This window comes from Halomonas sp. KHS3 (assembly GCF_000830495.1).
Lineage (GTDB): Bacteria > Pseudomonadota > Gammaproteobacteria > Pseudomonadales > Halomonadaceae > Vreelandella > Vreelandella titanicae.
This window is the reverse complement of the sequence record NZ_JWHY01000001.1, coordinates 193433-219451: the sequence shown is the minus strand read 5'-3', so window position 1 is coordinate 219451 and position 26019 is coordinate 193433. Positions and strand designations below refer to the sequence as shown.

Below are 26019 nucleotides of genomic sequence, written 5' to 3'. Positions count from 1 at the left end.
ACAATAGGAAAATCATTATGAAGACTCTTACGACTGTTCTCTTAACAATAATGGTGATGACAACCGCCTCTACAGGTCTCGCAACGGAGAGTTATCCAACCCAGCCTATCAGACTGATTGTCCCTTTCGGCGCGGGGGGGGGAACCGATGGTTTGGCTCGTGCCATTCAGCTGTCTGTTAATAACAACAGTCTACTCCCGGAGCCCATTGTGGTGGCCAATGCCCCAGGGGCGGGTGGCGCTGTAGGGACGCGGCAGTTGCTCGCCTCAGCCCCTGACGGCTACACCATTTTGCAGATACACCAAGAAATGTTCGCTGCGTCCGCTATTGAGCGTGTCAATTACACACCAAAAGATTTTGAACCCATCATACAAGTCAGCGAAGCATGTATGTTTGTTGCTGTTAAAGAGGATTCTCCCTACACCAATCTAGATGCAATGATCAGTGATATTAACGAGAATCCTGGGGACTTCCGTCAGGCGGATGATATTGGCGGAGCCACCCATTTTCCTTCCGTGCAACTGATGAACGAAGCAGGTGTTCAGTGGCCGATTGTTCCAGTCGGCGCAACGTCAGCGAGGTTTACCTCATTGCAAGGTGGCTTTACACAGATGGCATTACTTTCTCCCTTATGGTTAGAGCGGGCAGCGGGAAAAATACGGCCCCTGGCGGTATTAGGGGATGAGCGTTATGACTTCGCGCCTGACTTGCCAACGGCAAAAGAACAGGGTTATGACGTAACGGCTTGTTTAAATCGGCGTTACTGGGCACCTGCTGGCACCCCACAAGAACATATTGACGTATTGGCGGATACCATCGAAGCAGCAGCTAAAAGCGAAGAAGTGCATAAATATCTAACAGAATCCGGTGAAGTATTGAAAATCGTCAGAGGAGAAGAGCTACGTGACCTTGTCGATAAGGAGTACGCTTCATTCGTTGAAGTAGCCGACACTGTAAAAGGTAGTTTATCCAATTAACTAGTAATAATTAAAAAGTGAAAGGAGGTCTGCTCCTGCTTTCACTTTATGACACAACTCCCTGGAGAGCCCAATGATAACTATATTCAGGCTCAGATATGAAATTAGTTTTTTGATTCTATCGTTGATGATAGGTGTGTTGATTTTTATCAGTGCAAGTGGACTTCCGGAGCCTACGTACGAGCCTATGGGAGCCGCCGCCTTCCCAAGTAGTATAGCCTCCATTACTATCTTTCTAGTCGCCTTAAAAGTATTCCGGCTTTTTTTTGACAAGAATACATTGTTAAGAGTTGAAAAAGATGATGAGGAAGGTCAGCTGAGCTTTTTAAAATCTTTCTGCATGTTGCTTATTTTTATCGCCTTTGTAGTCTTGGTTTGTTTTTTTAATGTGAGATTTTGGATCAGTGCTTTTCTGTTCATGCTATTAGCAATGTCTTTTCTTAAAAGACCTAATGTTTTGAGAAGATTTGCTATTCAGTGTGTGGCTTTAATGGCTTTCTCACTCATGTTGGATTACGTCGTAACCGATGTCTTGTACTTCAATTTTTAATATTATTTTTAATAGGCGATAATTATGATTGGCGCATATCTTGAAGTCTTTTCACTATCGGGCACGATGTGGGTGCTGCTCGGGACTGTGGTGGGAATATTAATAGGCTCAATACCAGGCTTATCCGGTGCGATGGTGATTGCGTTGGCACTGCCTATGACCTATTACATGCAGGCAACAGATGCTCTTATACTACTGGTTGCGATGTACATTGGCTCAACAACAGGTGGCTTAATCAGTGCCACTTTGATGCGAATGCCTGGGACTGAGTCGGCTATTATGACGACGTTAGATGGTTTTCCCATGGCGCAAAGAGGAGAGCCGGCACGTGCTCTGGGGCTTGGTGTTATCGCTTCTTTTATAGGCGGTATGTTCGCATGGCTAGTATTAACGACGTTATCGCCACTGCTTTCGACCTTAGCGGTTCGGTTCGGCCCCTATGAAATTTTTTCCATGACCGTGGTGGCCCTTACTCTCATTGCTGCTATTTCTAAAGGGAGTTTCATGAATGGACTTCTTGCAGCGGCGCTTGGTGCTTTGTTTGCGCTACCCGGTATTGATCCTATTTCAGGGTCGTTAAGGCTAACATTTAACATTGCAGAGTTAGACAATGGCTTTAATTTGTTACCCGTTATGTTGGGCCTTTTAGTTCTGGGTCAAGTAATGATCGATAGTGGTAAGAAAAGTGAAAATATTATCCAGAAGGCAAGTAGTTCTAAAAAAGTAACCTTTAGCGCCAAAGACTTTAAAGAAAACCTGTGGAATTTTGCTAGATCTTCCATTATTGGCACTTGGATCGGTATTCTTCCGGGTATTGGGGGAACGACGGCCTCAATTGCTTCCTATTCCGTAGCTAAAGGATTTTCAAAGAATTCCTCAAAGTTCGGGAGTGGTTGCAGCGAAGGTATCGTCGCCGCTGAGTCCGCTAACAATGCCGGAACCGTAGGATCCCTGGTGCCACTGATTACCTTAGGAATACCTGGTTCAGTTGTGACCGCTATTCTACTAGGTGCGATGGTAATGCATAATCTGAATCCGGGCCCTCTCTTGTTTGTTCAAAACCCGGGGGTAGCGTACACCATCATTGCAGGCGTGCTTTCAGCCAATCTCATCATGTTGGTGGTTATGTGGTTTGCCACTCCATTAATTTCTCGGATGATGTATGTTGATAAAGCTTGGCTATTACCGCCCATCATTATTTTCTGTTTTATTGGCGCTTACTCAGTATCCGGCCGTTTTTTTGATGTGATAGCGATGTGTGGCTTTGCCTGTTTAGGATACATTTTAGTGCGAGCAAAAGTTCCACTTGGCCCATTTATCATTGCCTTTATTTTAACTCCAATGGCAGAAGAGAATCTACGCAGCGGATTAGTTGTATATGGCAGTAGCTATTTACCTCTGCTGACGCGACCAATACCACTATTTTTTATCGTTATCTCTATTATCACAGCGGTATGGGCAGTTTGGTCTGAAATTGGTCAAGTTCGAAAAGCAAAAATCTAATTGATCGCTCAAACAATAGAAGGAAAAACTACAATGAATAAGTTCTTTTGCGCAGAAACGTTCAGCAACAAGATCTACCTAAATGATTGGCGTGAATCCACAGGAGGCGCCAGCGACGTTGTTGAACCAGCAACAGGCAACGTTTTAGCTAAGATTGCGCTAGGTAGTGGTGATGACATTCGTTCAGCCGTTACGGAAGCAAAGAAGCAGCAATCCCATTGGGCTAACTTATCGTTCGATCGACGAGGCAAGATTTTACGCCGAGCAGCTGAGTTGATTCTCCAGCACAAAGATACATTTATAGAGTGGAATATTCGAGAGTGTGGCTCGATTGCACCTAAAGCCGAAGCTGAACTTTATGCTACCCACGAGCAATTGAATATGGCGGCTGCCATGACGATGCAGCCTGATGGTGTAACTTTACCCTCAACGATCCCTGGGCGACGCAATACATGTCGACGTGTCCCATTAGGTGTTGTCGGTGTTATCACACCATGGAATTTTCCACTGCTGCTGGCCATGCGTTCGGTGGCGCCTGCGCTAGCAGTGGGCAATAGCGTTGTCTTAAAGCCGGATCCTCAGAGTGCGGTAACGGGAGGCCTGTTGATCGCTAGGCTTTTTGAAGAGGCCGGACTGCCTATTGGCGTTCTGCAAGTCATTCCTGGTGGTGCTATGGCTGGAGAAGCGTTAGTAGAGCATCCATTGACTGCCATGATTTCCTTTACTGGTTCGACAAATGTAGGGAAAAGGATAGGCAGAACGTGTGGAGAGTTGCTCAAAAAGTCTGCCTTGGAGCTTGGGGGAAATAATGCATTTATCGTGCTTGATGATGCAGATATCGAGGCAGCATCATCCCATGGCGCTTGGGGCGCCTATCTTCATCAGGGCCAAATCTGTATGCAGGCTGGTAGGCACTTTGTCCATGAGAGCGTTGCAGAGGAGTATATCAGCCGTTTAGCCGAGCGTGCAGAACGTCTTAGGGTAGCAGACCCATACCTTGGAGCTTCAGATATTGGACCGTTAATTAACGCTAGCCAGCTTGCAAAAATTAATAAGATCATCGCTGAATCCGTAGACGCAGGCGCTAAGCTAATCACTGGTGGTCATAGCCATGATCAGTTTTATCGGCCTACCGTGCTAAGTAATGTTCGTATCGATATGCCTGCTTGCCAGCAGGAGTTATTTGGCCCAGTGGCGCCGGTGATCACTTTCTCTAGTGAAGATGAACTGGTTGAGATGATAGCAGCTTCACCTTACGGTCTAGCCGCTGCCATTCATTCTCGTTCCATAGGCAGAGCCATGAAACTTGCAGACAGAGTGCCTGCAGGCATGATCCATATTAATGATCAAACCGTTAATAATGAGTTCCATGTTCCTTTCGGCGGCTTCGGAGATTCAGGGAACTCAGGACGATTTGGCGGCCCTGCCAATCTAGAAGAATTTACCCAATCCCAATGGGTTAGTGTGATGGATACTCCTATCTCCTATCCTTTCTAGGCACGCGCTGCTTTTCAAAAATGGCCACAATGCTAGATCAGGAGGTTAGAGGGCTTATTTTTTTGAATATGCTTCCTCCTTGGCCCGCGTCTGCTTTGCCGGTGCGGGTCTTTTGTTGTCTTACCTTGCGTTTCACAGTCCCTTTATCCTTTTGTCGCAAGTTGAAATTAATGGTTACTCCTTATGGAGCGGAGCAGATGAACGTTATGCCTCGCGAAAACCGCTATATCGGTTTAAAGGATTAATTAATGATGAGCCTCGCTGGCTATTATTATCAGAATTTTCATTAGTTTTTAACAATATCACTTTTAAAATAAAAGGTTAGCTATTTTGTGGCGGTTCCACTTAGGACACAAATATTCAAAATTGTGCCCCTCCGAGATACCTATGAAGTATGGAAAGGAACTCAAACGATATTGGTCGGGTAACCGCGATCTAGCCCATATTAGTGGCGAACACAACAACAACCGTCGTCTTTAGGCCCTAGATAGACGCACACCAATCTTACCTTGAACATACTGACGCTATCGCCGGGCACCAAGACAACGATAATAAAACCAACGATAGGGTTTCACCATGACCGTAAAAATATTCGACACTCCCGATGTTCAAGACTTCATCAAAACCGTCGCCGGCTTCGACCAAGCGGGTGGCAACGACCGCGCCAAGCAGATTGTTCACCGCCTGGTCGGCGACCTATTCAAGCTGATCGATGATTTCGATGTCACCGAGGAAGAGTATTGGGCGGGCGTTAACCTGCTCAATGCCCTGGGCGGTCAGACCCAGTTCGGCTTGCTCTCGCCCGGTCTCGGCTTTGACCACTTCCTCGATATGCGCCAGGACGCCATTGATGCCGAAGCCAAGCGCACCGGCGGCACTCCGCGTACCATCGAAGGCCCGCTCTACGTGGCCGGTGCCCCGGAAGCGGAAGGCTTCGCCCGCATGGACGACGGCAGTGATCCCGATGCCGAGGTGATGTGGCTGACCGGTCAGGTGCGCGATGTCGACGGTACCCCGATCCCCGGCGCCAAGGTTGAAATCTGGCACTGCAACTCCAAGGGCGGCTACTCGTTCTTTGATCCCTCCCAGGATGAGTACAACATGCGCCGCACGATCTATGCGGACAGCGAAGGCCGCTACACCGCGCGCAGCATCATTCCCTCCGGCTACGGCGTGCCCGAAGGCGCCCCCACCGATGTGGTGCTCAAGTCCCTGGGCCGTCACGGCGAACGCCCGGCGCATATCCACTACTTCGTCTCCGCACCGGGCCATCAGCACCTGACCACCCAGATCAACCTGGCGGGCGACCCCTACACCTTTGACGACTTCGCCTTCGCGACACGGGAAGAGCTGGTGGTGCCCGCTGAACGGATCGAAGACCCGGCCGAGATCGCCAAGCGTGACCTGGAGGGCCCGTTCTCCCACGTAGTGTTTAACGTCGAACTGGCTAAAACCGAAGCCCCCGAGCTGCAAGTGCGTCACGCCCGTCCCCGCGCCAAGGAAGACGAGCAGGATCTTGCCAGCCAGCTCGCCGGTACTGCCAAGGTTTAACCCTTCTACCTTGAGCGGGCCCTCCCCTTGGCCCGCCCGAGCCGCGCACCACCCACCAAGTAAGCAACCTGGAAATCCTGTCGCAAGAGGGGGACACGGTAAACCTGCGGTTCAACTGGCACACGCTCAACCATCGCTACAAGAAGACCGACAGCTTCTTCGGCACGTGCTTCTACACCCTGGACGTATCGGGAGAGAGCCCGCTGATCACAAGAAAAGTCGTGCAGTTGAACAACGACTATATCCATCAAGTCATCGATGTTTACCACGTGTAATCGATAGAGATAAGACAGGGATGTCACTTATTGCGGTATCCACCTTGCTAATAACCACCCAACAACAACTCAACCCTGGTGAAAATATAATGAAAACATTTAAAAAGACCTCTCTTGCCATGCTCCTAAGCGCTACTGCTATGCTGTCAGCAGGCAGTGCCATCGCCAATGAAGATCCGGTGAAACTAGGTTTGATGCTCCCTTACTCAGGTACCTATACGGCACTTGGAGAAGCCATTACTAACGGCCTGAAACTTGCCATTGAGCAAGAGGGCGGTCAGTTAGGCGGTCGTGATGTGGAATACGTTGAGCTTGATTCAGAGGCTGACCCCTCCAAAGCACCTCAGAACATGAGCCGTCTAGTTAACGGAGACGATGTTGACTTCGTCATTGGGCCCGTACACTCCGGTGTTGCCATGGGCATGCTGCGAGTGGCTAAGCAGACAGGCGCGATTACAATTATTCCCAACGCGGGGCTGGGTGCCGCTACTAATGAGCTGTGCATGCCGAATGTCTTCCGCACTTCATTCAGTATGTGGCAAGACAGCTATCCCATGGGCAAAGTGGCCTACGATCAAGGGCATCGCAAAATTGTGACGATCACCTGGGATTATGCCGGTGGTAAAGAGGATCTGGCAGGTTTCGAGGAGGCTTTTACCGCTGAGGGCGGTGAGATTGTCGAGCAGATTTTAGTTCCGTTTCCCAGTACTGAGTTTCAGAGTTACTTGACGCAAATTGCTAGCCTTGAGCCTGACGCTGTTTATACCTTCTTTGCGGGCGGTGGCGGTGTCAGCTTTGTTCGGGATTATGCCTCGGCAGGTCTTAAAGAGAGCATCCCGTTGCTGGGGTCAGGCTTCCTTACCGAGGGTAATTTAGCGGCACTGGGCGATGCCGGAGAAGGTGTGATGACTACGCTGCACTACGCCGAAACCCTCGAAAACGACGCGAATCAATCCTTCGTTTCGGCCTACGAAAATGCCTACGGTGAGCTGCCCGATACTTACGCGGTACAGGGTTACGACACGGGCATGATGTTGGTTCAAGCTCTCTCAGTACTGGGTGGCGATACCTCAAATCAGGAGCGCTTGATTGATGTATTGGCCAACGTTCAGTTGGCGAGTCCGCGTGGACCCTTGAGCTTCTCCGACTCCCACCACCCCATTCAAAATGTTTATCTGCGCGAGATCCGCGACGGCAAGCACGAAGTCGTTCGTATCGCTCATGAGAATCTAGAAGTACCCGATGAAGCCTGCCAGATGTAACAACATCTGTATGCACTCTGGGGTGGGTATGACCTGCCCCTCACTCTGATTCTCGGAGGGATCTTATGGATCTCGCATTTTTCAGCGTACAGCTACTTAACGGTCTGCAGTACGGTCTGCTGCTTTTTTTGATTGCCAGCGGTTTGACGTTGATTTTCGGCATTATGGGAATCATCAACCTGGCCCACGGCGCTATGTATATGATTGGCGCCTATTTAGCTTACGACCTGACCCTGCGCTTGGGCAATTTTTGGCTGGCGATTCTGGCGGCTATTCCTATTGCTATTGCACTGGGGCTCATCATTGAGCGGCTGTTTCTGGATACGCTCTACAAGCGCGATCACCTATATCAAGTATTGCTAACCTTCGGACTGATTTTAGTGCTCAACGAGGCGCAGCGGATTATTTGGGGAGGGGATGTGCATCGTGTTGCGGTGCCCGCGCCGTTTGATGCCAGTATTCAACTGACCGACAACCTGCAGTACTCAGTCTACCGCCTCTTTGTGATGGGCGTCTGCCTAGCATTGGCTGGAGTGATCTATTGGGTGATGCGCCATACGCGGCTGGGGATCATCATTCGGGCTGGCGCGGTTAATCGTGACATGGTTGAAGGGTTGGGAATCAATGTGCGTACCCTCTTTACGCTCATCTTCAGCGTAGGTGTTGCGCTCACTGCCTTTGCAGGGATGATCGCCGCACCGCTCACCTCTATCGCGCCAGGAATGGGCGATAGCATTCTCATCACTTGCTTTGTGGTTGTCGTCATCGGCGGTATTGGTTCCATTAAGGGGGCCTTTTGGGGGGCCATTATTATTGGCATGGCCACCACCTTTGGGGCAGTGCTCATCCCTAGCCTTGCCAGCATGGTGATCTACCTGATTATGGCAGCGGTATTGCTGGTGAAACCGCGCGGTCTTTTCGCGTGAGGAGAGTAAGAAATGTTGCATAGATATCCTAAACGCGTTGCGTTCATCATGCTGGTATTAACGGCGTTGGTGGCTGCTTTTCCTCTGTGGGGAGAAGCCGTATTCGGTAATCAGGCCAACTTCATGTTAGAGAAACTAACACTGATGTTAATCCTGGCACTGTTTGCCATGAGCCTGGATCTGTTAGTTGGCATCGTGGGCTTAGTCAGCCTGGGTCATGCGCTCTTCTTCGGTTTAGGCGCTTACACCCTGGCGTTAGCCAGCCCTGACTTTAGTCCGGCGTCAATGTGGTGGATGCTGCCTCTTGTCATGGGCGTCTCTGCTTGTGTGGGATTAGTTATAGGCATTTTAGTGATCCGCACTAAAGGTATCTTCTTCATCATGACAACCCTGGCATTTGGCCAGATGCTTTACTACTTCATCAGTACGTCTCAGTTCGCGGGGGGAACCGATGGTGTTTTTATTATGTTTCGACCGAGCTTGGCGTTAGGGGAGCGTACGCTGGTAGATCTTGATAACCCTTACAGCTTCTTTTACTTCTGTTTAGGGATGCTGCTTCTCGGCTACTTCTTTCTACGCTGGCTCACTCGCTCCTACTTTGGTCAAGTGCTCGACGGTATTCATGACAACGAGCACCGAATGCAGGCCTTAGGCTATGCCACCAGCGGCTATAAACTGGTTGCCTTTGTTATCGCTGGGGTTATGGCAGCGATTGCTGGCATGTTAGCGGCGATGCAGTACGGCTTTGCTAATCCGGCTCAGCTTGGCTGGCATACCTCTGGCGAAGTGCTAATGATGCTTATTTTAGGCGGCATGGGCACCATCTTTGGCCCAATTTTAGGCGCCTTCGCTTATGAGATTCTGCTCTATATCTACGAGCATACCACTACTCACTGGCCGATACTCATGGGGCTGACCATTATCGTTGCCGTACTGGTGCTTCCTCGCGGGATTGCGGGCTTGATTATCGCACCACCCTGGAACCGCAAGCGTCAAACGACGACTGACACCGTCGAAAATCCCAAAGCGTCTCCCTCCGTTCAACCCATTACCCACAATAAGGAGGGCTAAGCTATGCGCGATGAAGTCATCTTAGCCACGCATGGGTTGACTCGCCGATTTGGTGGTTTAGTGGCAGTCAACGACGTTGATTTTGACGTTAAATCTAATGAAATCCACGCTATTTTGGGCCCTAATGGCGCGGGTAAAAGTACGCTAATCAATCTGCTCTCTGGTGAGATCCCTCCTTCTGAAGGCCAGGTGCTCTATCGCGGTCGGCCGATCCAGGGTAAAAGCGCGCGCCAGATCGCCCGCCTGGGCATTGGCCGCAGTCACCAGAAGACGAACATATTTCCACGCCTCAGCTGCCTGCAGAACTGCGAACTGGCGGCTCGTATTCACATGGGTGGTGTGTTTGGCAGCTGGCGTTCGCGCCAAACCGCGCGGCAGGTAAGCGAGCGCGCTCAGGAGGTACTGAATACCTGCCAATTGAACCACCGTGCTTATACGACCGCATCAGATATGAGCTATGGCGAACAGCGCCAGCTGCAGATCGCGATGGTATTGGCGACGGCACCATCGCTGATGCTACTTGATGAGCCAATGGCGGGAATGGGGCGTGAAGAGACCGCTCAAGTCACCGAACTGCTCGCCAGCCTAACGGATCACTACACGCTGGTGTTGATTGAGCACGATATGGATTCGGTCTTCCGCTTGGCTGATCGCATTACCGTAATGGTCGATGGCTGTGTGTTGGAGAGTGGCCCGACAGAGCAGATACGCACCAGCGAAAAGGTACGCGATGTCTACCTGGGGCGTCATGAAGAGGGGGCAACCGCATGAGCGCAGAGCAAACCAATACGCCATTAATAGATGCCCGAGGGCTACACACTTACTACGGTGAGAGCCATATTTTGCATGGGGTGGATTTGACCCTGATGCCTGGTGAGACGCTGAGTCTGCTGGGCCGCAACGGTATGGGCAAGACAACTACGCTGAAGTCGATACTGGGGTTTGTCCCACCGCGGCGCGGCGAGGTGTTTATTAAGGGTGTCTCGGCTACCAAGCGGCGCCCCTGGCAACTGATTCGCCAAGGGATCGGCTACGTGCCGGAGGGGCGCGGTATTTTTCCAGGCGTCAGTGTGCGTGAGCATTTGATTATGGCTGCACGTCCTAATGAGCGGGGGGAGTCTCCGTGGACACTAGAGCGCGTTCTGGATACGTTCCCGCGGTTGGGCCAACGTATCAATCATGATGGCTCCTTTCTCTCAGGCGGCGAACAGCAGATGCTTTCTATTGGACGCGCGCTGACGACCAACCCCGATCTGATGATCCTTGATGAAGCGACCGAAGGTCTTGCACCGCTGATTCGCGATGAGATTTGGAAGATTATAGGTGAGATCAAAGCGACCGGCATTTCTACCATTATCGTCGATAAAAATATCGATAACCTTCTGAAGATAGCAGAAAAACACCTGCTACTCGTCAAGGGGGAAGTGGTTTATAGCGGTGATTCTCAGGGGCTAAAAGATAACCCTTCAATTCTTGAAACCCACCTCGGCGTTGCTTGAAACGGCTCCGGCAAGCAGACGCTTGCCGGAGCCGTTGGCTACTCGTTAAATACTGACACGGGGAAGTGTGTTGCATGCAATTTCACAAGCAATTGCAAAAAGACCTGTCGATTCCGGCGATCGCAGCTGGATTTGTGGCAGTGCTGGTCTCTTATTCCGGTCCTCTCGCCATCTTTTTCCAGGCGGCCCAAAGTGCCGAAATATCGAATGCGATGATGACATCGTGGGTCTGGGCCATTTCTATCGGTGCAGCAGTCTCGGGTATTTTGTTAAGTCTATGGCTGAAGGTGCCGGTAGTGACCGCTTGGTCAGCGCCTGGCACGGCACTATTAGTGACCCTGTTCCCAGGGCTGTCACTCAATGAAGCGGTGGGGGCCTATTTGACTGCAGCGGTGATCATTTTTGTGATCGGTGTTACGGGCTCCTTTGACCGAATTATTCAGATGATTCCACCAGGCATTGCTAGCGCGATGATGGCGGGCATTCTCTTTCAGTTTGGTGTGGGCGTCTTCGTCTCATTGGAGAGCGTGCCAGCACTGGCGATTGGTATGATTATCGCTTATCTCGTCTTTAAGCGGTTAACTCCCCGCTACAGTCTGGTGCTGCTATTAGTGGTTGGCGTCATGTTGGCTGTCTTTTTAGAAGGCGCAAGTTTAGAAGGCGTTTCAGTCCAGCTTGCCGAACCACAGTTTATCCGCCCAGAGTGGACCTGGAACGCTACCTTGAGCCTTGCCATCCCGCTGGTACTCGTCAGTCTCACCGGTCAGTTTCTGCCGGGCATGGCGATCATGCGAAGTTCCGGATATAACACGGCGGCCAAGCCAATTGTAACCGTGGCGAGTTTAACTTCTTTTTTTACTGCCTTTTTTGGGGGTATTACCACGGTGATCGCAGCGATTACCGCGGCAATCTGTACCAGTAAGGAAGCTCACGAAGATCCTGGCAAGCGCTATGTAGCGGGGGTAGCGAACGGGGCTTTCTACCTGATTGGTGGCATCTTTGCGGGCACTATTGTGTCTCTATTCACCTCGTTGCCGGGGGAGTTTGTGGCGGTACTTGCGGGCCTAGCGTTGATTGGTGCTATTTCCAGCAACATTAGTGCGTTTGCTGCCGAAAAGAACCACCTGGAAGCCTCCGTCATTACGTTCATTGCCACAGCGTCGGGAATCAGTTTTTTAGGACTGGGTTCTGCCTTTTGGGGGGTAATCGTTGGGGCACTTGCCTACAACCTACTGCATCGACGCTTTCGCTCGCTTGACCAGAAAACTCAAAAACAACAGTAGCTACTGTAGTGGTAGCCGGAGTGTAATCATGCAAAAGATCTTTGTGGCGATGGATGATAGTGAAGACTCCTTACGTGCTTTGGCATTTGGCCAGATATTTGCGGCGCAATTGGGAGCGGATGTAAACGTTATCTCAGTGGTGCCGATGCAGGGCGATATAGCAGCGCGGCGCTCTACGTTACAGGCGCGAATTGCGGCTCATCATCTGGAGGCGGTAGCACTCGATGTGGTTGCACATGACAGTGCCAAGGAGTATCTCGGTGATCTTGCCAGCCAAGAAAGTAGCGGTCTATGCATGATGGCGCACGGTCGGCGGCCCGTGTCAGAAATGCTAATAGGTAGCGTAACGGCGGGAGTTGTGCGCCGAGCCCACCGCCCGGTTTATTTGTGTGGCCCACGTTATGATAGTCGTGCTCACCAGCAGGTCGATGTGTTAGCCGTTTGTGTCGATGGGTCTAAGCTATCCGAGCAAATTTTGCCCCATGTAGCAGCTTTATCGAAGCGTTTGGGGGCTCGTTTGCAACTGCTGCAAGTGATGGATACCTCCGTCGCCAGAAAATCAACAGCGTTAGGCCATACTGATGTGATGGAGTCAGCCTATCTAAACGCGCTGGCGCGCCGTGTCGAGAATGAGCAAGCATTAGAAGTTGACTGGGAGGTGCTTCATGGCAACCCCGCGGACTCTATCGTCAGTTACCTGGCTGATAGCCATAATATAATGCTCGCAATGACAACCCATGGCCGCAGTGGCCTTTCGCAGGTGGTGGCAGGCAGTGTCAGCCATGAGGTGCTGCATGAAGCTTCTTGCCCTGTGGTTGTTCTGCGACCTTGAGTCACTGGCTTGCTGCAACTATGGGTAGCGCCCAGAGCGGCGATTTTCAACGAGTACTTCTAAAATAGCATTGGCTTCCTGCATTAGCGGGTAGGGTTTTTCGCCCCGCCGACGGCTGCAGATAACGGGTGATGTAATTGACTTATCGGCCAATGGCACATAGCAAATGCCATCCCGTCGAACGCGCTTAACCTGTTCAGGAACCAGCGTAATGCCAATACCTGAGGCGACAAGGCTGAGCGCCGTCTGAACCTCGTTTGCTTCCTGTACCACCTCTACCTTCAAGCCTTGGCGGCGGAAAATACCCAGCACCATATCTGCTAGGCTAGGGCGTGGCTTAGCGGGAAAGAGAATGAGTGGATAGCGGGCAAGCTCCTCGCAGGAAGGGGTAGTGCCCTCTAGTGGATGACCGCTCGAAAGGGCGGCAATCAATGGTTCATCGAAGAGAATTTCCTGCTCTACGTCGGGATCATCAATACGTAAACGCCCGAAACCCATGTCTATGCGACCCGCTTTGAGCGCCTGAATTTGTTGTACCGTCGTAAGCTCTGCCAGGGAGAGCTCAACATTATCCATGCGGCGCAAATCACGCACGAGCATTGGGAGCTGCCCGTAAAAAACGGACGGTACAAAGCCAATGCCGAACAGCGCACGCTTGCTACGCGCCATGTGTCTAGTGGCGTCGATGGTGACTTCTACTTTCTCTAATATCTGCAGAGCGTGCTGCTGAAAAAACACACCTGAAGGCGTTAGACGCAAGCCTCTAGAGCTTCGTTCAAACAGTTCAGCCCCCACCTCTTGTTCTAATTGTTTGATTTGGCGGGAAAGAGGCGGTTGAGACATATGCAATCGTTCAGCCGCACAGGTAAAGTTAAGCTCTTCAGCGACAACGCAGAAGTATCTCAGGTGGCGTAGTTCCATGATACCTCCAAGGTATGAGCGGCTACTTAAACAATATTGGCTTTGCCATTCGGTTGCTACCAAGCTGGCGATGCTCTTCACGAATTCAGACAACGTTTAAACCAGCTTAACCAAGCGCTACAACGCTACCAGCATTTAAACGTTTAAAAGCGAAATATCGACTACGACTTTAGTAATGAGCGGCAGAATAAAAGAGGGATAAACCAGTCATGTATGCGCGGATTTTAGTTCCTGTCGACGGCTCTGAGAGCGCTAAACAAGCTTTGAAGGTGGCTTGTAAGCTGCTGGATAGAGAAGGCTCAACGCTCTACTTATTACATGTACCTGAAACGCTTGCCTATACGACCACACTGGTGTGGGGCACTGGTGCTATTGATGCAGGCACTACGCTTGCTGAACGCGAGAAGGTGGGTGAACAGCTACTGGCCCAGGCGGTGAGTTCCGCGCAGGCAGAGGGCGCTAAGCACATTGAAGAGTTGCTGACGCAAGGTGACCCAGCCCGCGCCATTATAGAGGCTGCCAACGCCAATAATATCGATACCATTGTGATGGGAAGCCGAGGGTTAAGCGACTTGGCGGGGGTGGTGATTGGCAGCATATCGCACAAAGTGGGCCATTCAGCCAAGTGTCCTGTGATTACGGTGAGTCAATAAAAAGCAACGTCGATATCTGCCCGCACCTCTCCCGAAATGGTTTTCAACCTGAATAAATTTACTTGCCGTCTAACACACCCTAGCCCATGCTTTTAGCAAGACGCTATAACCTAGGGTATTGGCTAAAACGAGACGTTAGGACGTTTGAACATGGCAAAATTCTTCCAGGAATTCCGAGAGTTTGCGGTAAAAGGCAATGTCGTCGATATGGCGGTGGGGATCATTATCGGTGGGGCGTTTACGCTGATTGTGCAGAGCCTGGTGGCGGATGTGATGAACCCGCTGATTGGCTTGTTGGTGGGCGGTGTGGATTTTTCCAATCTGTTTGTAGTGTTACGCCAAGGGGCGGTGGGCGGCCCTTATGCGACGCTGGCGGATGCCCAGGCGGCAGGGGCGGTAACGCTAAACCTCGGGCTTTTTATCAATGCGGTGGTCAGCTTTATGATTGTCGCCTTCGTGGTCTTCTTATTGGTACGCACCATTAACCGATTAAAGCGCGAAGAGGCGGTAGCGCCTGCGAACCCTACGGAGCAGCCGTGCCCTTACTGTTTGATGGTGGTGCCGATCAAAGCCACGCGCTGTGGCCACTGCACAGCAATGCTGGATCAGCCAGCGGAGGCTGAAACGCCGGTTGAAGTTACCTCTGCGCCACCGCAAATGCCACCCGCCAAACCTTGAGCCACTAAAAAGGGCGCCACTGCTGAAGTGGCGCCCTTTCACGTTATACCAGCAGCAACCCTAGGCGCTTTTCTTAATGGTTTTGCTGTCTTTTTGCTTACTGCCGGGCTTTTTGCTGTCGTTAGCATCGCTGGGTTGCGGCAGCGATGGCAGCGATTTGGCCAGCATTTCGACGCTGTGGCGATAGTAGAGCTGGCTCTTATTATGCTCGCCAAGGCTTGCATAGAGACGTGCAAGTTCAGCGCAAACTTCGCCATTGGGGCGCTGCCGCTGGCTGGCTTCAAAGTACTCCAACGCCTTTTGCCACTGGCCGGTGCGCAGCGAGAGGCGACCGCAGGCGAGCAGCAGCTCGGGGTCGTTGGGGCGCTCCTGCAGCCACTTCTCGGCTTTAACTAGTTGGCGACCGGTGTTCACATTCAGCAGGCCGTAGCGTTTTACCAAGCGTGCGTCCCAGTGGTGATCCAGCGAGTGGTTGAGCAAGCGCTCGGCAATGGGCTCTTCGTTGGCTTGAATCAGCGCTTCGCTGTACAGCACGATCAGCTCGGTGTTGCCGCGCAGGTAGTCGGGCATATCAGCCCAAAGGCCACGCACCCGCTCAATGTTGGTGGGGTTTTGCGCTTCAAACACGATCAGCTCGCGGTAGGCTTTAAACTCCAACTGCTCACGCTCTTGCTGGGTAATGAGCTTCTGCGCCGCCAAGCGTGGAATCAAACGCCGTAAGCCTTCCCAATCGTTGACGCTTAAATGCACCTGTTTGAGTAGCTTGAGCACCTGCGGGTGGTTGGAGAGCTTCTTATCCAGGCGATTAAGAATCGCCAGCGCTTCTTCCGGCTGCTGACGCTCAATCATCATTTGCGCCTGCATCAAGCCAACGGCCGTATCGGCTCCGTCGGTGGTTAGCTGCGCCTGATTCAGGTGCTCCTGGGATTTCACGTGGTGGCCCTGGTAATGGGCCGCCAGCGCTGCGGATAGGTAGTTGACCAGCGGTGTGCTGGAGTCATCGGCGGCATTAACCAGGGTTTTTTCGGCTTTTTTCCAGCGTCCTTCGGTCAGTGCTACCAGGCCACGCACGGTGCGCTGCATGGCGCGACGGTTACGTGCGCGGCTGTTCCAGCTACGAAAACGCCCCATAGGGCGAATAATGCCGCTGAGCAATCGCAGTACAAAGTGTAGGACGATAAAGGCGGCAAACAGCAGCACCAGACCAAACCAAAACGATGTCTGGATGGATGAGTCGCCCACGCGGATCAGCCAATAGCCGGGCACCGACATCATCAGGTGCCCAAACAGGGCCCCGACGGCGAGGCCTGCGACAATGAGGAGAACAAGCTTTCTCATGAATCACCTCCGCTTTGGCCACGCGTCTCATAGCGGTTGTCGATAAAGCGTGCGAGTTCCTGCTGTGAAGCGCTGATATCGGGCAGCTCGGGTTTTACCTCTGCTTCCTTGAGCTCTTGAAGGCGCGTAATAACGCTTTGGGTCTCTTCACGAGTGGTGTCGTAGTAGTCGTTCAGCAGCTGTAGCGCTTTGTCGATACTCGCGTCATAAAGCTCTTTCTCTTCGTTGAGTAGAGCCAATTGAGTCTGCTCCAGCACTAAGCGCAGGCTTTGACGTAGGTAAGACTCTTGCTCTGGGGTAATCAGCGCTTCCAGCGCTTCATCGTGATGGCGAACCACTACCAGGTCTTTGAGCTCTTCACCGAAGCGCGCCAGCTGGCGCTGGAAAGTGCCGGTCGGCGGCTGCTCGATGCTGGAGGTTACCGCTTGCTCCTCAATTTCTTGAGAGAGTCGCAGAGAGGAGATGCGTTCCTGTTGGGCATTGAGCGCTAAGTAGAGGCCGGTACGGTCAACCTGGGGCACGGCGTCAAGGGCGGCTAGCTCATTGGCAATCGCTGCGCGTACGGGCGTCAACGCCGGGTTGTCAGCATCTACTAGGCGAGCATCGGCGGTACGCAGCAGCGCTGCAGCGCCGTCAACGTCGCCTTCCAGCTGTAAACGCTGATTGGCCAAACGCAGCAGGTAGGCGGCTTCGGCATGCAACCAGTCGCGCTCGTCGGTGTCCTGCTCTTGCGAGAGTTGATCCAGCACTTGGCCCAGGGTCTCATCGACGTCGCTGCGGTAGCTGTCAAATTCATCACGCAGGTCACCCAGTGTGCTCTGCAGCGCTTCATCGCGCTCGGCTTCGCCGCTATCAAGGCGTGACTCGAGGTCACTAACCGCTTGTTGTGATGCGCTCCCCTCAGCCTGCTGTGCGACTTCGTCGAGGCGTTGCTGCTGGCTCTCCAGGCGCAGCCAGCCCTGCCAAGCGATAAATGCCAAGGCAATCGCCAGGATAATCACCAGGGCAATCGCGAGGCCGCCGCTTTTACTGCCTCCGCTTTTGCCCCCACCGCTTTGGCCGTTACCGCTGCCTTTGTGGCCGGTGGGCGGCGTAGTACCCGACGATGATTTGTTGCTGGTCGGCTTGGACGAAGCGGCGCTTGACGATGGCGAACTAGAAGCCGACCCGCTTGAGGAGGATGGGCTGGGTTGAGCGGCACTCTGGGAAGGTGAGGCTGCGCTGCTGGATGTGGTATCTGCCGATTTAGCCGTGCTGGTAGTGCTGCTAGCAGCGGTTGAGCTCGCAGTGGACGAGCTCTTTCCACGCCGCCGCGACCGGCTATTTTTAGTGCCACTCTGAGCAGGTGTTGTTGAGCTCGGCGGTGTGTTCGGCTTGCTGGGCTCAGTCGCGTCGGTCGTGGAAGCTGCTTTGTCGGTCGTTTTAGGGACGCCTTGAGAGGCATCGGAGGACGTTGGTTGTACATCGTCCTGATCGTTTACTTGTTTGCTCATGTGTCGCTAGCCCTTAGTAAGTTCCTTGATCGACATCGGCACCCTGTGGGTCGCAGGTCTCCAACGCCGCTATCAACGCAGCTGGCGTAGCTCCGGACGCCACCTTGGGGTCACAAAAACCCAGTATGCCAGCCAGTGTAGCCAAACGGCGACTGGAAACGATTAGCGGTTGGTTCAAGGCCGCCTGATTGCACCATTTTGCCAGATGTTCCAGCAGTTCGCTGCTGGTGACGATCAACGCCCGGTAATTACCTGAAAAAAGGCGCGTTTGCAGAGCGGGTTCAAGGGGGTGAAACGTGCGTCGATACACCGCTACGCGAGTCACCTGCGCCCCCCGCTCGGCAAGCGTTTCAGCGAGCAGCGGGCGGCCACCTTCGCCCGCCACCAGTAGAATGCGCTGGTGCGCTAATTGCTGAAGCGAGGCAAGCGCAAGCAGTGCTTCGCTGGTATCTTCGCCCGCACTCGGCGAAGGCACATGCACGCGGACACCCAACTGATCATAAAGCGTTGCCGCGGTGGCGCTGCCAACGCTGTAGTAGTCAATGCCAATGGGCAGCTGTGGCCAGAAGCGATCCAGCGCTTCACTTAAGCAAGTGGCCGCAAAGGGGCTGATGACTATTATCTTATGGTACTGATCAATATCCAGCCAGATACGCCGCATTTCAGGGGTTTCTGGTAAGACTTCGAGTTGCATCACGTTGAGTGATTCAACGCTCTCGCCCCGCTCGCGCAGAGCAGCAGCCAGTGCTTCACCTCGCTCGCCAGGGCGGCAGATCAGTACCGGTTGGCTCATATGGCGCGGCCGTAAACCTCAGCCAAAATATCGCCAGCGCCTTGGTCGAGCAGCTCTTCGGCAATGCGAATGCCCAACGCTTCGGGCTCATGCATCGAACCACGGCCTTCGGCGCGCAGCACTTCGGTGCCCTCTGGGTTGCCCACTAAGCCGCGTAGCCAAAGGGTTTCATTTTCAATATCCAGCACCGCGTGGCCCGCAATAGGCACTTGGCAGCCGCCCTCTAAGCGCGTGTTCATGGCCCGTTCGGCGCGCACACGCGTCGCGGTATCCGCGTCATCCAGCGGGGCTAGCAACGCAATCAGCTCGGGGTCATGCAGGCGGCACTCAATGCCTAGGGCTCCTTGGCCGCAGGCGGGCAGGCACACTTCCGGCGGCAGTGCCTGGGCAATCCGCTCATCCAAGCCCAGCCGCTTAAGGCCCGAGGTCGCCAGGATGATGGCGTCAAATTCGCCCGCGTCTAATTTACCTAGCCGCGTTTGTACGTTGCCGCGCAAGTTGAGAATTTGCAGGTCGGGGCGGGCTTCACGTATCTGCAGCCCGCGGCGTAAGCTGGCGGTGCCAATACGCGCCCCTTCGGGGAGCTCATCAATGCTAGAGTAGTGGTTGGATACAAACGCATCGGTAGGGTCGGCGCCCTCTAGAATGACCGACAGGCCCAGCCCTTCGGGGAAGTGCATGGGTACATCTTTCATCGAGTGGACGGCAATATCGGCACGGCCATCGAGCATGGCGTCTTCCAGCTCTTTAACGAACAGCCCTTTACCGCCAATTTTTGAAAGCGGTGTATCGAGAATTTTGTCGCCCTTGGTAGACAGAGCGACAAGCTCGACCTCAAGGCCGCTGTGAGCCGCCATTAAGCGGTCACGAACGTACTCAGCCTGCCACATGGCCAGTTGGCTTTTACGCGTGGCAATGCGCAGTTTGGTGATTGATAGCACGTTATTCTCCCTATACCGCAGACACGGCGAGTCAAGCTATGATAAGTGTCATCATAAAGCACCGAGCGCCACAGTAAAAATAACGGAACTGATTATGCTCCCGTAACGTGCTTTATCCGTCCCCCTAGGAAATTGTATGTCCTCAGTGTTACCCCGCGGCCAGCTTGACCAGTTTTTCCTGCTTTCACGGGATCTGTTCTGCTGTATCGACTTTAAAGGCACGCTGCTGCAAGTCAATCCAGCCTTCGAGACGCTGCTGGGATATACCTCTGAACAGTTGATCGGGCGTTCCTGTGGTGTCGTCATTAACCCCCTTGACCACCCGGTGATCGAACGGGCGTTACAGCGAGTGCACCAAGGCGAAAAGGTCATTCCTTTTGAGGTGCGCGCTGTTTCCGCAACCGGCAAGCAGCACTGGTTAGAAATTTCGCCGTCATTGGGGGAGGACGTGATTTACGTAATCGCCCGGGTGATTACGCGGCGTAAAGCCAGCGAACAACAGCTAAAATTATTGGAGCGTAGCGTTGAATCAAGCACCAATGGTGTTCTTATTGTCGATGCTCAGAGCAGCGATCTGTCTCTGGTTTACGTCAACGCTGCCTTTGAGCGCATTACCGGCTATTCGCGCAACCAGGCACTGGGGCGTAACTGCCGTTTCCTACAGGGGGAAGAAACCGACCCCGCCACTGTCAAGCAGCTAAAGGTAGGGATTGCCGAGCAGCGTGAAGTACACGTGGTCATCCGTAACTATCGGCATGACGGCACGGTTTTTTGGAACGACTTGCACATTTCACCTGTACGCGATGAGAACGGCCAAGTGACCCACTTTGTAGGCGTACAGAATGATATCTCTGAACAGCGCGAATATCAGGCTCAACTTGACCATAACGCCCATCACGACGCCTTGACCGGGCTGCCCAACCGCTTGTTACTTGGTCAGCGCTTGGAAGAGGGAGGCGTGATGGCGCGCCGCTACCATCGCTATATAGCCGTGCTGTTTATCGATTTGGACGATTTTAAGCCGATCAACGATACCTTGGGCCATGAAGTGGGCGACTTTATTCTGGTTGAAGTGGCCAGGCGGTTGGAGAATGAACTGCGCCCCTGGGACACCGTCGCGCGTTTTGGCAGCGATGAGTTTGTGGTGTTGTTGCCGGATCTAGCCCATCAGGACGATGTGATACAGGTGGTCGAGCGGGTTCTCCAGGGGCTTTCGCCGCCCTACTGGTACCGCGACAGCGAGCTGCGCATCACCGCCAGTATCGGCATTGCCATCAATGACGGCAGCATGGACAACCCCCGCCAGCTTATTCAGCAGGCGGATTTGGCAATGTATAAAGCCAAACGGCGCGGGCGCAATACCTACCACTGGTATACCGAAGACTTGAACCGCAAGGTGAGCGAACGGGTTAGCTTACGCAGCGCGCTACAGCAAGCCATTGAGCAGCAGCAGTTCGAGCTTCATTACCAGCCGCAGATTCACGCGCCAAGCGGTCGCGTGGTGGGGGTTGAAGCGCTGATCCGCTGGCAGCACCCTGAGCGCGGCAATATCCCACCATCTGATTTTATTAGCCTTGCCGAGGATACTAGTCAGATCATTCCCATTAGCGAGTGGGTGTTGGCTACTGCCTGTCGCGATGCCCAGCAGCTCAATGGCCTGGGGTTAGGCGAGATCACCATGGCGGTCAATATTTCGCCTATGCAGTTTCAACGCCCTGGCTTCCTCACCTCCATTGAGCAGGTGCTGGCGAGCAGCGGTCTAACGCCAGCGTTGTTAGAGCTGGAGCTTACCGAGGGGGTGCTGATGGATAGCGCCGAACAAGCAATCCAGGCGTTAAAGAATTTGCGAGCGCTGGGAGTCCTGATTGCACTAGACGATTTTGGCACCGGCTTCTCTAGCCTAAGCTATTTAAAGCGGCTGCCGATTAATCGCATCAAGATTGACCGATCCTTTGTGCGCGATGTGATTTCAGACCGCCACGATGCCGCTATTATCGACGGCGTGGTCGCCATGGCGGGGAAAATGGGGCTCGAAGTGTTGATAGAAGGCGTAGAAACGGCAGAGCAGTTTGGCTACCTGCAGCAGCGTCACTGTGACTACTATCAGGGCTACTACTTTGCCCGCCCCATGTCCCTAAGTGCCCTGCACGCGTTTCTCCACAAACCACCTGCCGTCGTAACGTCACGCTCTTAGCCGCCACAGAAATAAAAACGGCGTGCCGCTGACCGTGGTGACTCTGGTACACTTTCTGCTAACGACTCCATTGTTTTGTCAGCAGGATATATCTTCGATGAGCCAAGCCACGAATCAGTCTTGGGGCGGTCGCTTTAGCGAGCCCACCGATGCCTTTGTTGCACGCTTCACCGCGTCAGTTAATTTCGACCAGCGCCTGGCCCCCCAGGACATCCAGGGCTCCATCGCCCACGCCACTATGCTGGCTCGGGTAGGCGTGCTCACCGATGACGAGCGTGATGCGATTATTAATGGCCTGAACGAGATTCAGGGCGAAATCGAGCGCGGCGAGTTTAACTGGTCGGTGCCGCTGGAAGATGTGCATATGAACATCGAAGCGCGGCTGACCGAAAAGATCGGTATTACCGGCAAAAAACTCCACACCGGGCGCTCGCGCAACGACCAGGTCGCCACCGATATTCGCCTGTTTATGCGCGATGAGATCGATGTTATCGAAGTGGAGCTCAAGCGTCTGCGTGAAGGCATGATCGAACTGGCTGATCGTGAAGCCGAGACCATTATGCCCGGTTTTACCCACCTGCAAACCGCCCAGCCGGTCACCTTTGGCCACCATATTCTGGCTTGGCAAGAGATGCTGGCCCGGGATCACGAGCGCCTGCTGGACTGCCGCAAGCGCGTCAACGTAATGCCGCTGGGTGCTGCCGCCCTGGCTGGCACTACCTATCCCATCGACCGCCACGTGACAGCGGAACTATTAGGCTTTGACCGTCCAACAGAAAACTCTCTGGACGCGGTCTCAGATCGTGACTTCGCTATCGAATTCACCAGCTTCGCCAGCATCCTACTGATGCATCTTTCGCGCATGAGCGAAGAACTGGTGCTATGGACCAGCGCCCAGTTCAACTTTATCGACTTGCCCGACCGCTTCTGCACCGGCTCTTCAATCATGCCGCAGAAGAAAAACCCCGATGTGCCTGAGCTGGTGCGCGGCAAAACCGGCCGCGTGTACGGCCACCTGATGTCGCTGCTAACGCTGATGAAATCGCAGCCGCTGGCCTACAACAAAGACAATCAGGAAGATAAAGAGCCGCTGTTCGATGCAGTGGATACCGTGCGCGACTGCTTAAAAGCGTTTGCCGATATGGTGCCCGCCATTGAGCCCAAGAAAGCCAGCATGTATGAAGCGGCGCGGCGTGGTTTCTCTACCGCGACGGACTTGGCCGACTATCTGGTGCGTAAAGGCGTGGCCTTCCGCGATGCCCACGAAATCGTCGGGCAGTCGGTGGCGTATGGCCTTAAAAGCGAAAAAGACCTGTCTGAGATGAGCCTGGATGAGCTCAAACAGTTCTCCGATACCATCGAGCAGGATGTGTTCGAGGTGTTGACCCTGGAAGGCTCGGTAGCCGCCCGGAACCATATTGGTGGCACAGCACCCAACCAGGTGCGGGCAGCTGCCCAGCGAGCGCGTGAGGCGCTGAGTGCGCTCAAGGCGGGCGCATGAAAACGCTGGCAATCATGGCCCTTTCGGCGCTGCTGTTAACCGCGGTTGTCGGCTGTGGGCAAAAAGGGCCGCTTTATCTGCCGGAAGATGCACCCGCTGACGAGCAATCTGCCCAGGCGTCTGAATAGATAGCTGCAGGCCCAGGAGAAGGGGAGAGCACCATGGACTATTTTAATTACCGCGATGGCGTGCTGTACGCCGAAGATGTACCGCTGTCACGCATTGCCGACGAGTTCGGCACGCCCTGCTACGTCTACTCAAAAGCGACGTTTGAACGTCACTTTCGCGCCTATACCGAAGCACTGGGTGGTCACCCGCACCTGATTTGTTACGCGGTGAAAGCCAACTCTAACCTGGCGGTGCTGGGCTTGTTGGCCAAGCTGGGCGCGGGGTTCGATATTGTCTCTATCGGTGAGCTTGAGCGGGTGCTAAAAGCCGGTGGCGACCCGGCGAAAGTAGTGTTTTCGGGCGTTGCCAAGCAACCCCATGAAATGGTTCGTGCGCTGGACGTGGGCATTAAGTGCTTTAACGTTGAGTCACGCCCCGAACTTGAGCGCTTGAATCGTGTCGCCGGTGAGTTGGGGAAAATTGCCCCGGTCTCATTGCGGGTCAACCCAGACGTGGATGCGGGTACTCATCCGTATATCTCCACTGGTTTGAAGGATAATAAGTTCGGCATCCCGGTGGATGAAGCGTTGGCGGTTTACGAACTAGCCGCAAGCCTGCCCAATTTGCAGGTGAAGGGGCTCGACTGCCACATCGGTTCACAGCTAACTGAAACCGCACCCTTCCTGGATGCCCTTGATCGCTTACTGGTGCTTATGGAGCGGCTGCGTGAGCGGGGCATCGAAATCGAGCACCTTGATTTAGGTGGCGGTTTAGGCGTGCCTTACCGCGATGAAAAACCGCCCCAGCCGTTTGATTACGCTAGCCAACTGTTGGCGCGGCTTTCGCGTTGGGAAGGTGGCGAAGCGCTTACGTTGCTGTTTGAACCCGGTCGCTCCATCGCCGCCAATGCGGGTGTCATGCTCACTCGGGTAGAGTTTCTCAAGCCTGGAGAGACCAAGAACTTCGCCATTGTCGATGCGGCCATGAATGACCTGATTCGCCCGGCGCTGTACCAGGCCTGGCAGGCGATTGTGCCGGTGGATACTCGTCAAACACGCGAAAGCGCCCTTTACGACGTAGTGGGCCCAGTGTGTGAAACGGGTGACTTCCTGGGTAAGGAACGCGAGCTGGCGATTACCGAAGGCGATCTTTTGGCGGTGCGCTCGGCGGGGGCCTACGGTTTTGTTATGGCGTCGAACTATAACAGTCGCCCTCGCGCCGCCGAGTTAATGGTTGATGGCGACAGCTGCCATGTGGTGCGCGCGCGGGAAACCGTTGCCAGTCTGTGGGCGGGTGAAGCGCTGCTGCCCGAAGGGGGGCGTTGATGCTGTTACACTTCACCAAAATGCATGGCCTGGGTAATGACTTTGTCATGGTGGATCTAGTCACTCAGCGCGCCCGGTTGGACGAAGCTCAGATTCGTGCACTGGCAGACCGGCGTTTCGGCATTGGCTTTGATCAGTTGTTGCTCGTCGAACCGCCCCGGGATCCAGAGATGGATTTTCGCTACCGCATTTACAATGCTGACGGCAGTGAAGTGGAAAATTGTGGCAACGGTGCACGCTGCTTTGCCCGCTTCGTGCGCGATCAGCGATTGACCCACAAGCATGAAATCCACGTAGAAACCGCCGGGGGCCCGTTGGTGCTGACCGTGCAGCACGACGGTATGGTGCGAGTGGATATGGGCCGCCCGCGGTTTAGCCCTTTGGCGCTGCCGTTCGATGCCCCTGGGGATCAACCCCTGCATCAGTTACAAGTGGGTGATGAAACGCTGCAGATCGGCGTGGTCTCTATGGGAAACCCACATGCTGTGATGCAGGTTGAGAACGTTGATAGCGCCCCGGTGGAGCGCCTCGGGCCGTTGGTAGAGGCGCATCCGCGTTTTCCCAAGCGTGTTAACGTGGGCTTTATGCAGGTACTCTCGCCCAGTGAAATTCGTTTGCGTGTGTATGAGCGCGGCAGTGGCGAAACGCTGGCCTGCGGTACCGGTGCCTGCGCTGCAGTGGCCAGCGGTATTCGCCAGGGGCTGCTAAAAAGCCCCGTAAAAGTCCATTTACCCGGTGGAGAGCTCAGCATTGAGTGGCCTGACCCTGAAGGGGCGCTAACGATGGTGGGGCCAGCTACACGCGTCTTCGATGGCCGCGTAGCACTTAATTAATTCGAGGAGAACGGC

At 53.7% G+C, this 26019-nt stretch carries 24 protein-coding genes and 1 pseudogene; 20 read left to right on the top strand and 5 right to left on the bottom strand.

The genetic code is table 11. The features are described 5' to 3' along the window. Window positions 1-17 precede the first annotated feature (17 nt). The 13 genes and pseudogenes from RO22_RS01040 (at window position 18) to RO22_RS00980 (ending at window position 13226) form a co-directional block, all read left to right on the top strand. Complete coding sequence (locus RO22_RS01040) at window positions 18-977, top strand: tripartite tricarboxylate transporter substrate binding protein (protein WP_041157331.1); 960 nt, start codon at window positions 18-20, stop codon at window positions 975-977. Between the two features lie 73 nt (window positions 978-1050). Continuing rightward, window positions 1051-1527 carry a tripartite tricarboxylate transporter TctB family protein gene (locus RO22_RS01035; RefSeq protein ID WP_041157330.1) on the top strand — a complete coding sequence of 159 codons (477 nt, stop codon included), beginning with the start codon at window positions 1051-1053 and terminating at the stop codon, window positions 1525-1527. Window positions 1528-1551: 24 nt separating this feature from the next. Further along, on the top strand, window positions 1552-3030 hold the full coding sequence (locus RO22_RS01030; RefSeq protein WP_041157329.1) for a tripartite tricarboxylate transporter permease: 1479 nt from the start codon (window positions 1552-1554) through the stop codon (window positions 3028-3030). A gap of 33 nt (window positions 3031-3063) precedes the next feature. Next, complete coding sequence (locus RO22_RS01025; protein ID WP_041157328.1) at window positions 3064-4527, top strand: benzaldehyde dehydrogenase; 1464 nt, start codon at window positions 3064-3066, stop codon at window positions 4525-4527. 576 nt (window positions 4528-5103) lie between these two features. After that, on the top strand, window positions 5104-6078 hold the full coding sequence (gene catA, locus RO22_RS01020) for a catechol 1,2-dioxygenase (protein ID WP_041157327.1): 975 nt from the start codon (window positions 5104-5106) through the stop codon (window positions 6076-6078). A 47-nt stretch (window positions 6079-6125) separates the two neighbouring features. Next, window positions 6126-6353 (top strand): annotated as a pseudogene (locus RO22_RS23990) (aromatic-ring-hydroxylating dioxygenase subunit beta); the annotation flags it as partial. A gap of 89 nt (window positions 6354-6442) precedes the next feature. Then, window positions 6443-7615: an ABC transporter substrate-binding protein gene (locus tag RO22_RS01010; RefSeq protein ID WP_041157491.1), complete on the top strand. Its 1173-nt coding sequence runs from the start codon at window positions 6443-6445 to the stop codon at window positions 7613-7615. A gap of 65 nt (window positions 7616-7680) precedes the next feature. Continuing rightward, the gene (locus RO22_RS01005; protein WP_027958003.1) at window positions 7681-8541 is read left to right on the top strand and encodes a branched-chain amino acid ABC transporter permease; all 861 of its coding nucleotides are present in this window, start codon (window positions 7681-7683) and stop codon (window positions 8539-8541) included. Window positions 8542-8553: 12 nt separating this feature from the next. Next, entirely contained in the window at window positions 8554-9612 is a 1059-nt protein-coding gene (locus RO22_RS01000) for a branched-chain amino acid ABC transporter permease (RefSeq protein ID WP_041157325.1), read from the top strand. Between the two features lie 3 nt (window positions 9613-9615). After that, window positions 9616-10383 (top strand): ABC transporter ATP-binding protein, encoded by a 768-nt coding sequence (locus RO22_RS00995; RefSeq protein WP_041157324.1) that lies wholly within the window; start codon window positions 9616-9618, stop codon window positions 10381-10383. Then, entirely contained in the window at window positions 10380-11111 is a 732-nt protein-coding gene (locus tag RO22_RS00990; RefSeq protein WP_022521209.1) for an ABC transporter ATP-binding protein, read from the top strand. The genes RO22_RS00995 and RO22_RS00990 overlap by 4 nt, the downstream gene beginning before the upstream one ends. A 74-nt stretch (window positions 11112-11185) precedes the next feature. After that, entirely contained in the window at window positions 11186-12394 is a 1209-nt protein-coding gene (locus RO22_RS00985; protein ID WP_041157323.1) for a benzoate/H(+) symporter BenE family transporter, read from the top strand. A 28-nt stretch (window positions 12395-12422) separates the two neighbouring features. Continuing rightward, complete coding sequence (locus RO22_RS00980; RefSeq protein WP_041157322.1) at window positions 12423-13226, top strand: universal stress protein; 804 nt, start codon at window positions 12423-12425, stop codon at window positions 13224-13226. An 18-nt stretch (window positions 13227-13244) separates the two neighbouring features. On the opposite strand, the gene RO22_RS00975 is transcribed toward RO22_RS00980, so the two are convergent. Continuing rightward, entirely contained in the window at window positions 13245-14147 is a 903-nt protein-coding gene (locus RO22_RS00975; protein WP_022521212.1) for a LysR family transcriptional regulator, read from the bottom strand. A gap of 209 nt (window positions 14148-14356) precedes the next feature. On the opposite strand from RO22_RS00975, the gene RO22_RS00970 reads away from it, so the two are divergent. Beyond that, a complete protein-coding gene (locus RO22_RS00970; protein WP_041157321.1) occupies window positions 14357-14800 on the top strand; it encodes a universal stress protein in 444 nt (147 codons plus the stop codon). 150 nt (window positions 14801-14950) lie between these two features. Next, window positions 14951-15478 (top strand): large-conductance mechanosensitive channel protein MscL, encoded by a 528-nt coding sequence (gene mscL / locus RO22_RS00965; protein WP_022521214.1) that lies wholly within the window; start codon window positions 14951-14953, stop codon window positions 15476-15478. Window positions 15479-15538: 60 nt separating this feature from the next. Here the strand turns inward: mscL and RO22_RS00960 are convergent, their stop codons facing one another. Genes RO22_RS00960 through hemC form a run of 4 tightly spaced genes read right to left on the bottom strand, consistent with a single transcriptional unit; the run spans window position 15539 to window position 20043 of the window. Further along, on the bottom strand, window positions 15539-16816 hold the full coding sequence (locus RO22_RS00960; protein ID WP_041157320.1) for a heme biosynthesis HemY N-terminal domain-containing protein: 1278 nt from the start codon (window positions 16814-16816) through the stop codon (window positions 15539-15541). Beyond that, window positions 16813-18309, bottom strand: coding sequence for a uroporphyrinogen-III C-methyltransferase (locus RO22_RS00955; protein ID WP_041157319.1), 1497 nt, complete (start codon window positions 18307-18309; stop codon window positions 16813-16815). The genes RO22_RS00960 and RO22_RS00955 overlap by 4 nt, the downstream gene beginning before the upstream one ends. Window positions 18310-18322: 13 nt before the next feature. Beyond that, window positions 18323-19102 (bottom strand): uroporphyrinogen-III synthase, encoded by a 780-nt coding sequence (locus tag RO22_RS00950; RefSeq protein ID WP_041157318.1) that lies wholly within the window; start codon window positions 19100-19102, stop codon window positions 18323-18325. Continuing rightward, on the bottom strand, window positions 19099-20043 hold the full coding sequence (gene hemC / locus RO22_RS00945) for a hydroxymethylbilane synthase (RefSeq protein WP_041157317.1): 945 nt from the start codon (window positions 20041-20043) through the stop codon (window positions 19099-19101). Before hemC ends, RO22_RS00950 begins: the two co-directional genes overlap by 4 nt. A 136-nt stretch (window positions 20044-20179) precedes the next feature. On the opposite strand from hemC, the gene RO22_RS00940 reads away from it, so the two are divergent. The 5 genes from RO22_RS00940 to dapF all read left to right on the top strand — a co-directional run bounded on the left by RO22_RS00940 (window position 20180) and on the right by dapF (window position 26004). Beyond that, complete coding sequence (locus RO22_RS00940; RefSeq protein ID WP_041157316.1) at window positions 20180-22237, top strand: EAL domain-containing protein; 2058 nt, start codon at window positions 20180-20182, stop codon at window positions 22235-22237. A 97-nt stretch (window positions 22238-22334) separates the two neighbouring features. Further along, window positions 22335-23738, top strand: a complete 1404-nt coding sequence (gene argH / locus RO22_RS00935; RefSeq protein ID WP_022521219.1) for an argininosuccinate lyase — start codon at window positions 22335-22337, stop codon at window positions 23736-23738. Continuing rightward, complete coding sequence (lptM, locus tag RO22_RS24930) at window positions 23735-23866, top strand: LPS translocon maturation chaperone LptM (RefSeq protein ID WP_022521220.1); 132 nt, start codon at window positions 23735-23737, stop codon at window positions 23864-23866. Before argH ends, lptM begins: the two co-directional genes overlap by 4 nt. Window positions 23867-23899: 33 nt before the next feature. Further along, window positions 23900-25171, top strand: coding sequence for a diaminopimelate decarboxylase (lysA, locus tag RO22_RS00930; RefSeq protein WP_022521221.1), 1272 nt, complete (start codon window positions 23900-23902; stop codon window positions 25169-25171). Continuing rightward, window positions 25171-26004 carry a diaminopimelate epimerase gene (gene dapF, locus RO22_RS00925; RefSeq protein WP_022521222.1) on the top strand — a complete coding sequence of 278 codons (834 nt, stop codon included), beginning with the start codon at window positions 25171-25173 and terminating at the stop codon, window positions 26002-26004. The genes lysA and dapF overlap by 1 nt, the downstream gene beginning before the upstream one ends. Window positions 26005-26019: the final 15 nt, after the last annotated feature.

Bases quoted from the DNA above. Each gene is read 5' to 3' on its own strand.
- RO22_RS01040 (WP_041157331.1), top strand. From the start codon at position 18: ATGAAGACTCTTACGACTGTTCTCTTAACAATAATGGTGATGACAACC.
- RO22_RS01035 (WP_041157330.1), top strand. From the start codon at position 1,051: ATGATAACTATATTCAGGCTCAGATATGAAATTAGTTTTTTGATTCTA.
- RO22_RS01030 (WP_041157329.1), top strand. From the start codon at position 1,552: ATGATTGGCGCATATCTTGAAGTCTTTTCACTATCGGGCACGATGTGG.
- RO22_RS01025 (WP_041157328.1), top strand. From the start codon at position 3,064: ATGAATAAGTTCTTTTGCGCAGAAACGTTCAGCAACAAGATCTACCTA.
- catA (WP_041157327.1), top strand. From the start codon at position 5,104: ATGACCGTAAAAATATTCGACACTCCCGATGTTCAAGACTTCATCAAA.
- RO22_RS01010 (WP_041157491.1), top strand. From the start codon at position 6,443: ATGAAAACATTTAAAAAGACCTCTCTTGCCATGCTCCTAAGCGCTACT.
- RO22_RS01005 (WP_027958003.1), top strand. From the start codon at position 7,681: ATGGATCTCGCATTTTTCAGCGTACAGCTACTTAACGGTCTGCAGTAC.
- RO22_RS01000 (WP_041157325.1), top strand. From the start codon at position 8,554: ATGTTGCATAGATATCCTAAACGCGTTGCGTTCATCATGCTGGTATTA.
- RO22_RS00995 (WP_041157324.1), top strand. From the start codon at position 9,616: ATGCGCGATGAAGTCATCTTAGCCACGCATGGGTTGACTCGCCGATTT.
- RO22_RS00990 (WP_022521209.1), top strand. From the start codon at position 10,380: ATGAGCGCAGAGCAAACCAATACGCCATTAATAGATGCCCGAGGGCTA.
- RO22_RS00985 (WP_041157323.1), top strand. From the start codon at position 11,186: ATGCAATTTCACAAGCAATTGCAAAAAGACCTGTCGATTCCGGCGATC.
- RO22_RS00980 (WP_041157322.1), top strand. From the start codon at position 12,423: ATGCAAAAGATCTTTGTGGCGATGGATGATAGTGAAGACTCCTTACGT.
- RO22_RS00975 (WP_022521212.1), bottom strand. From the start codon at position 14,147: ATGGAACTACGCCACCTGAGATACTTCTGCGTTGTCGCTGAAGAGCTT.
- RO22_RS00970 (WP_041157321.1), top strand. From the start codon at position 14,357: ATGTATGCGCGGATTTTAGTTCCTGTCGACGGCTCTGAGAGCGCTAAA.
- mscL (WP_022521214.1), top strand. From the start codon at position 14,951: ATGGCAAAATTCTTCCAGGAATTCCGAGAGTTTGCGGTAAAAGGCAAT.
- RO22_RS00960 (WP_041157320.1), bottom strand. From the start codon at position 16,816: ATGAGAAAGCTTGTTCTCCTCATTGTCGCAGGCCTCGCCGTCGGGGCC.
- RO22_RS00955 (WP_041157319.1), bottom strand. From the start codon at position 18,309: ATGAGCAAACAAGTAAACGATCAGGACGATGTACAACCAACGTCCTCC.
- RO22_RS00950 (WP_041157318.1), bottom strand. From the start codon at position 19,102: ATGAGCCAACCGGTACTGATCTGCCGCCCTGGCGAGCGAGGTGAAGCA.
- RO22_RS00940 (WP_041157316.1), top strand. From the start codon at position 20,180: ATGTCCTCAGTGTTACCCCGCGGCCAGCTTGACCAGTTTTTCCTGCTT.
- argH (WP_022521219.1), top strand. From the start codon at position 22,335: ATGAGCCAAGCCACGAATCAGTCTTGGGGCGGTCGCTTTAGCGAGCCC.
- lptM (WP_022521220.1), top strand. From the start codon at position 23,735: ATGAAAACGCTGGCAATCATGGCCCTTTCGGCGCTGCTGTTAACCGCG.
- lysA (WP_022521221.1), top strand. From the start codon at position 23,900: ATGGACTATTTTAATTACCGCGATGGCGTGCTGTACGCCGAAGATGTA.
- dapF (WP_022521222.1), top strand. From the start codon at position 25,171: ATGCTGTTACACTTCACCAAAATGCATGGCCTGGGTAATGACTTTGTC.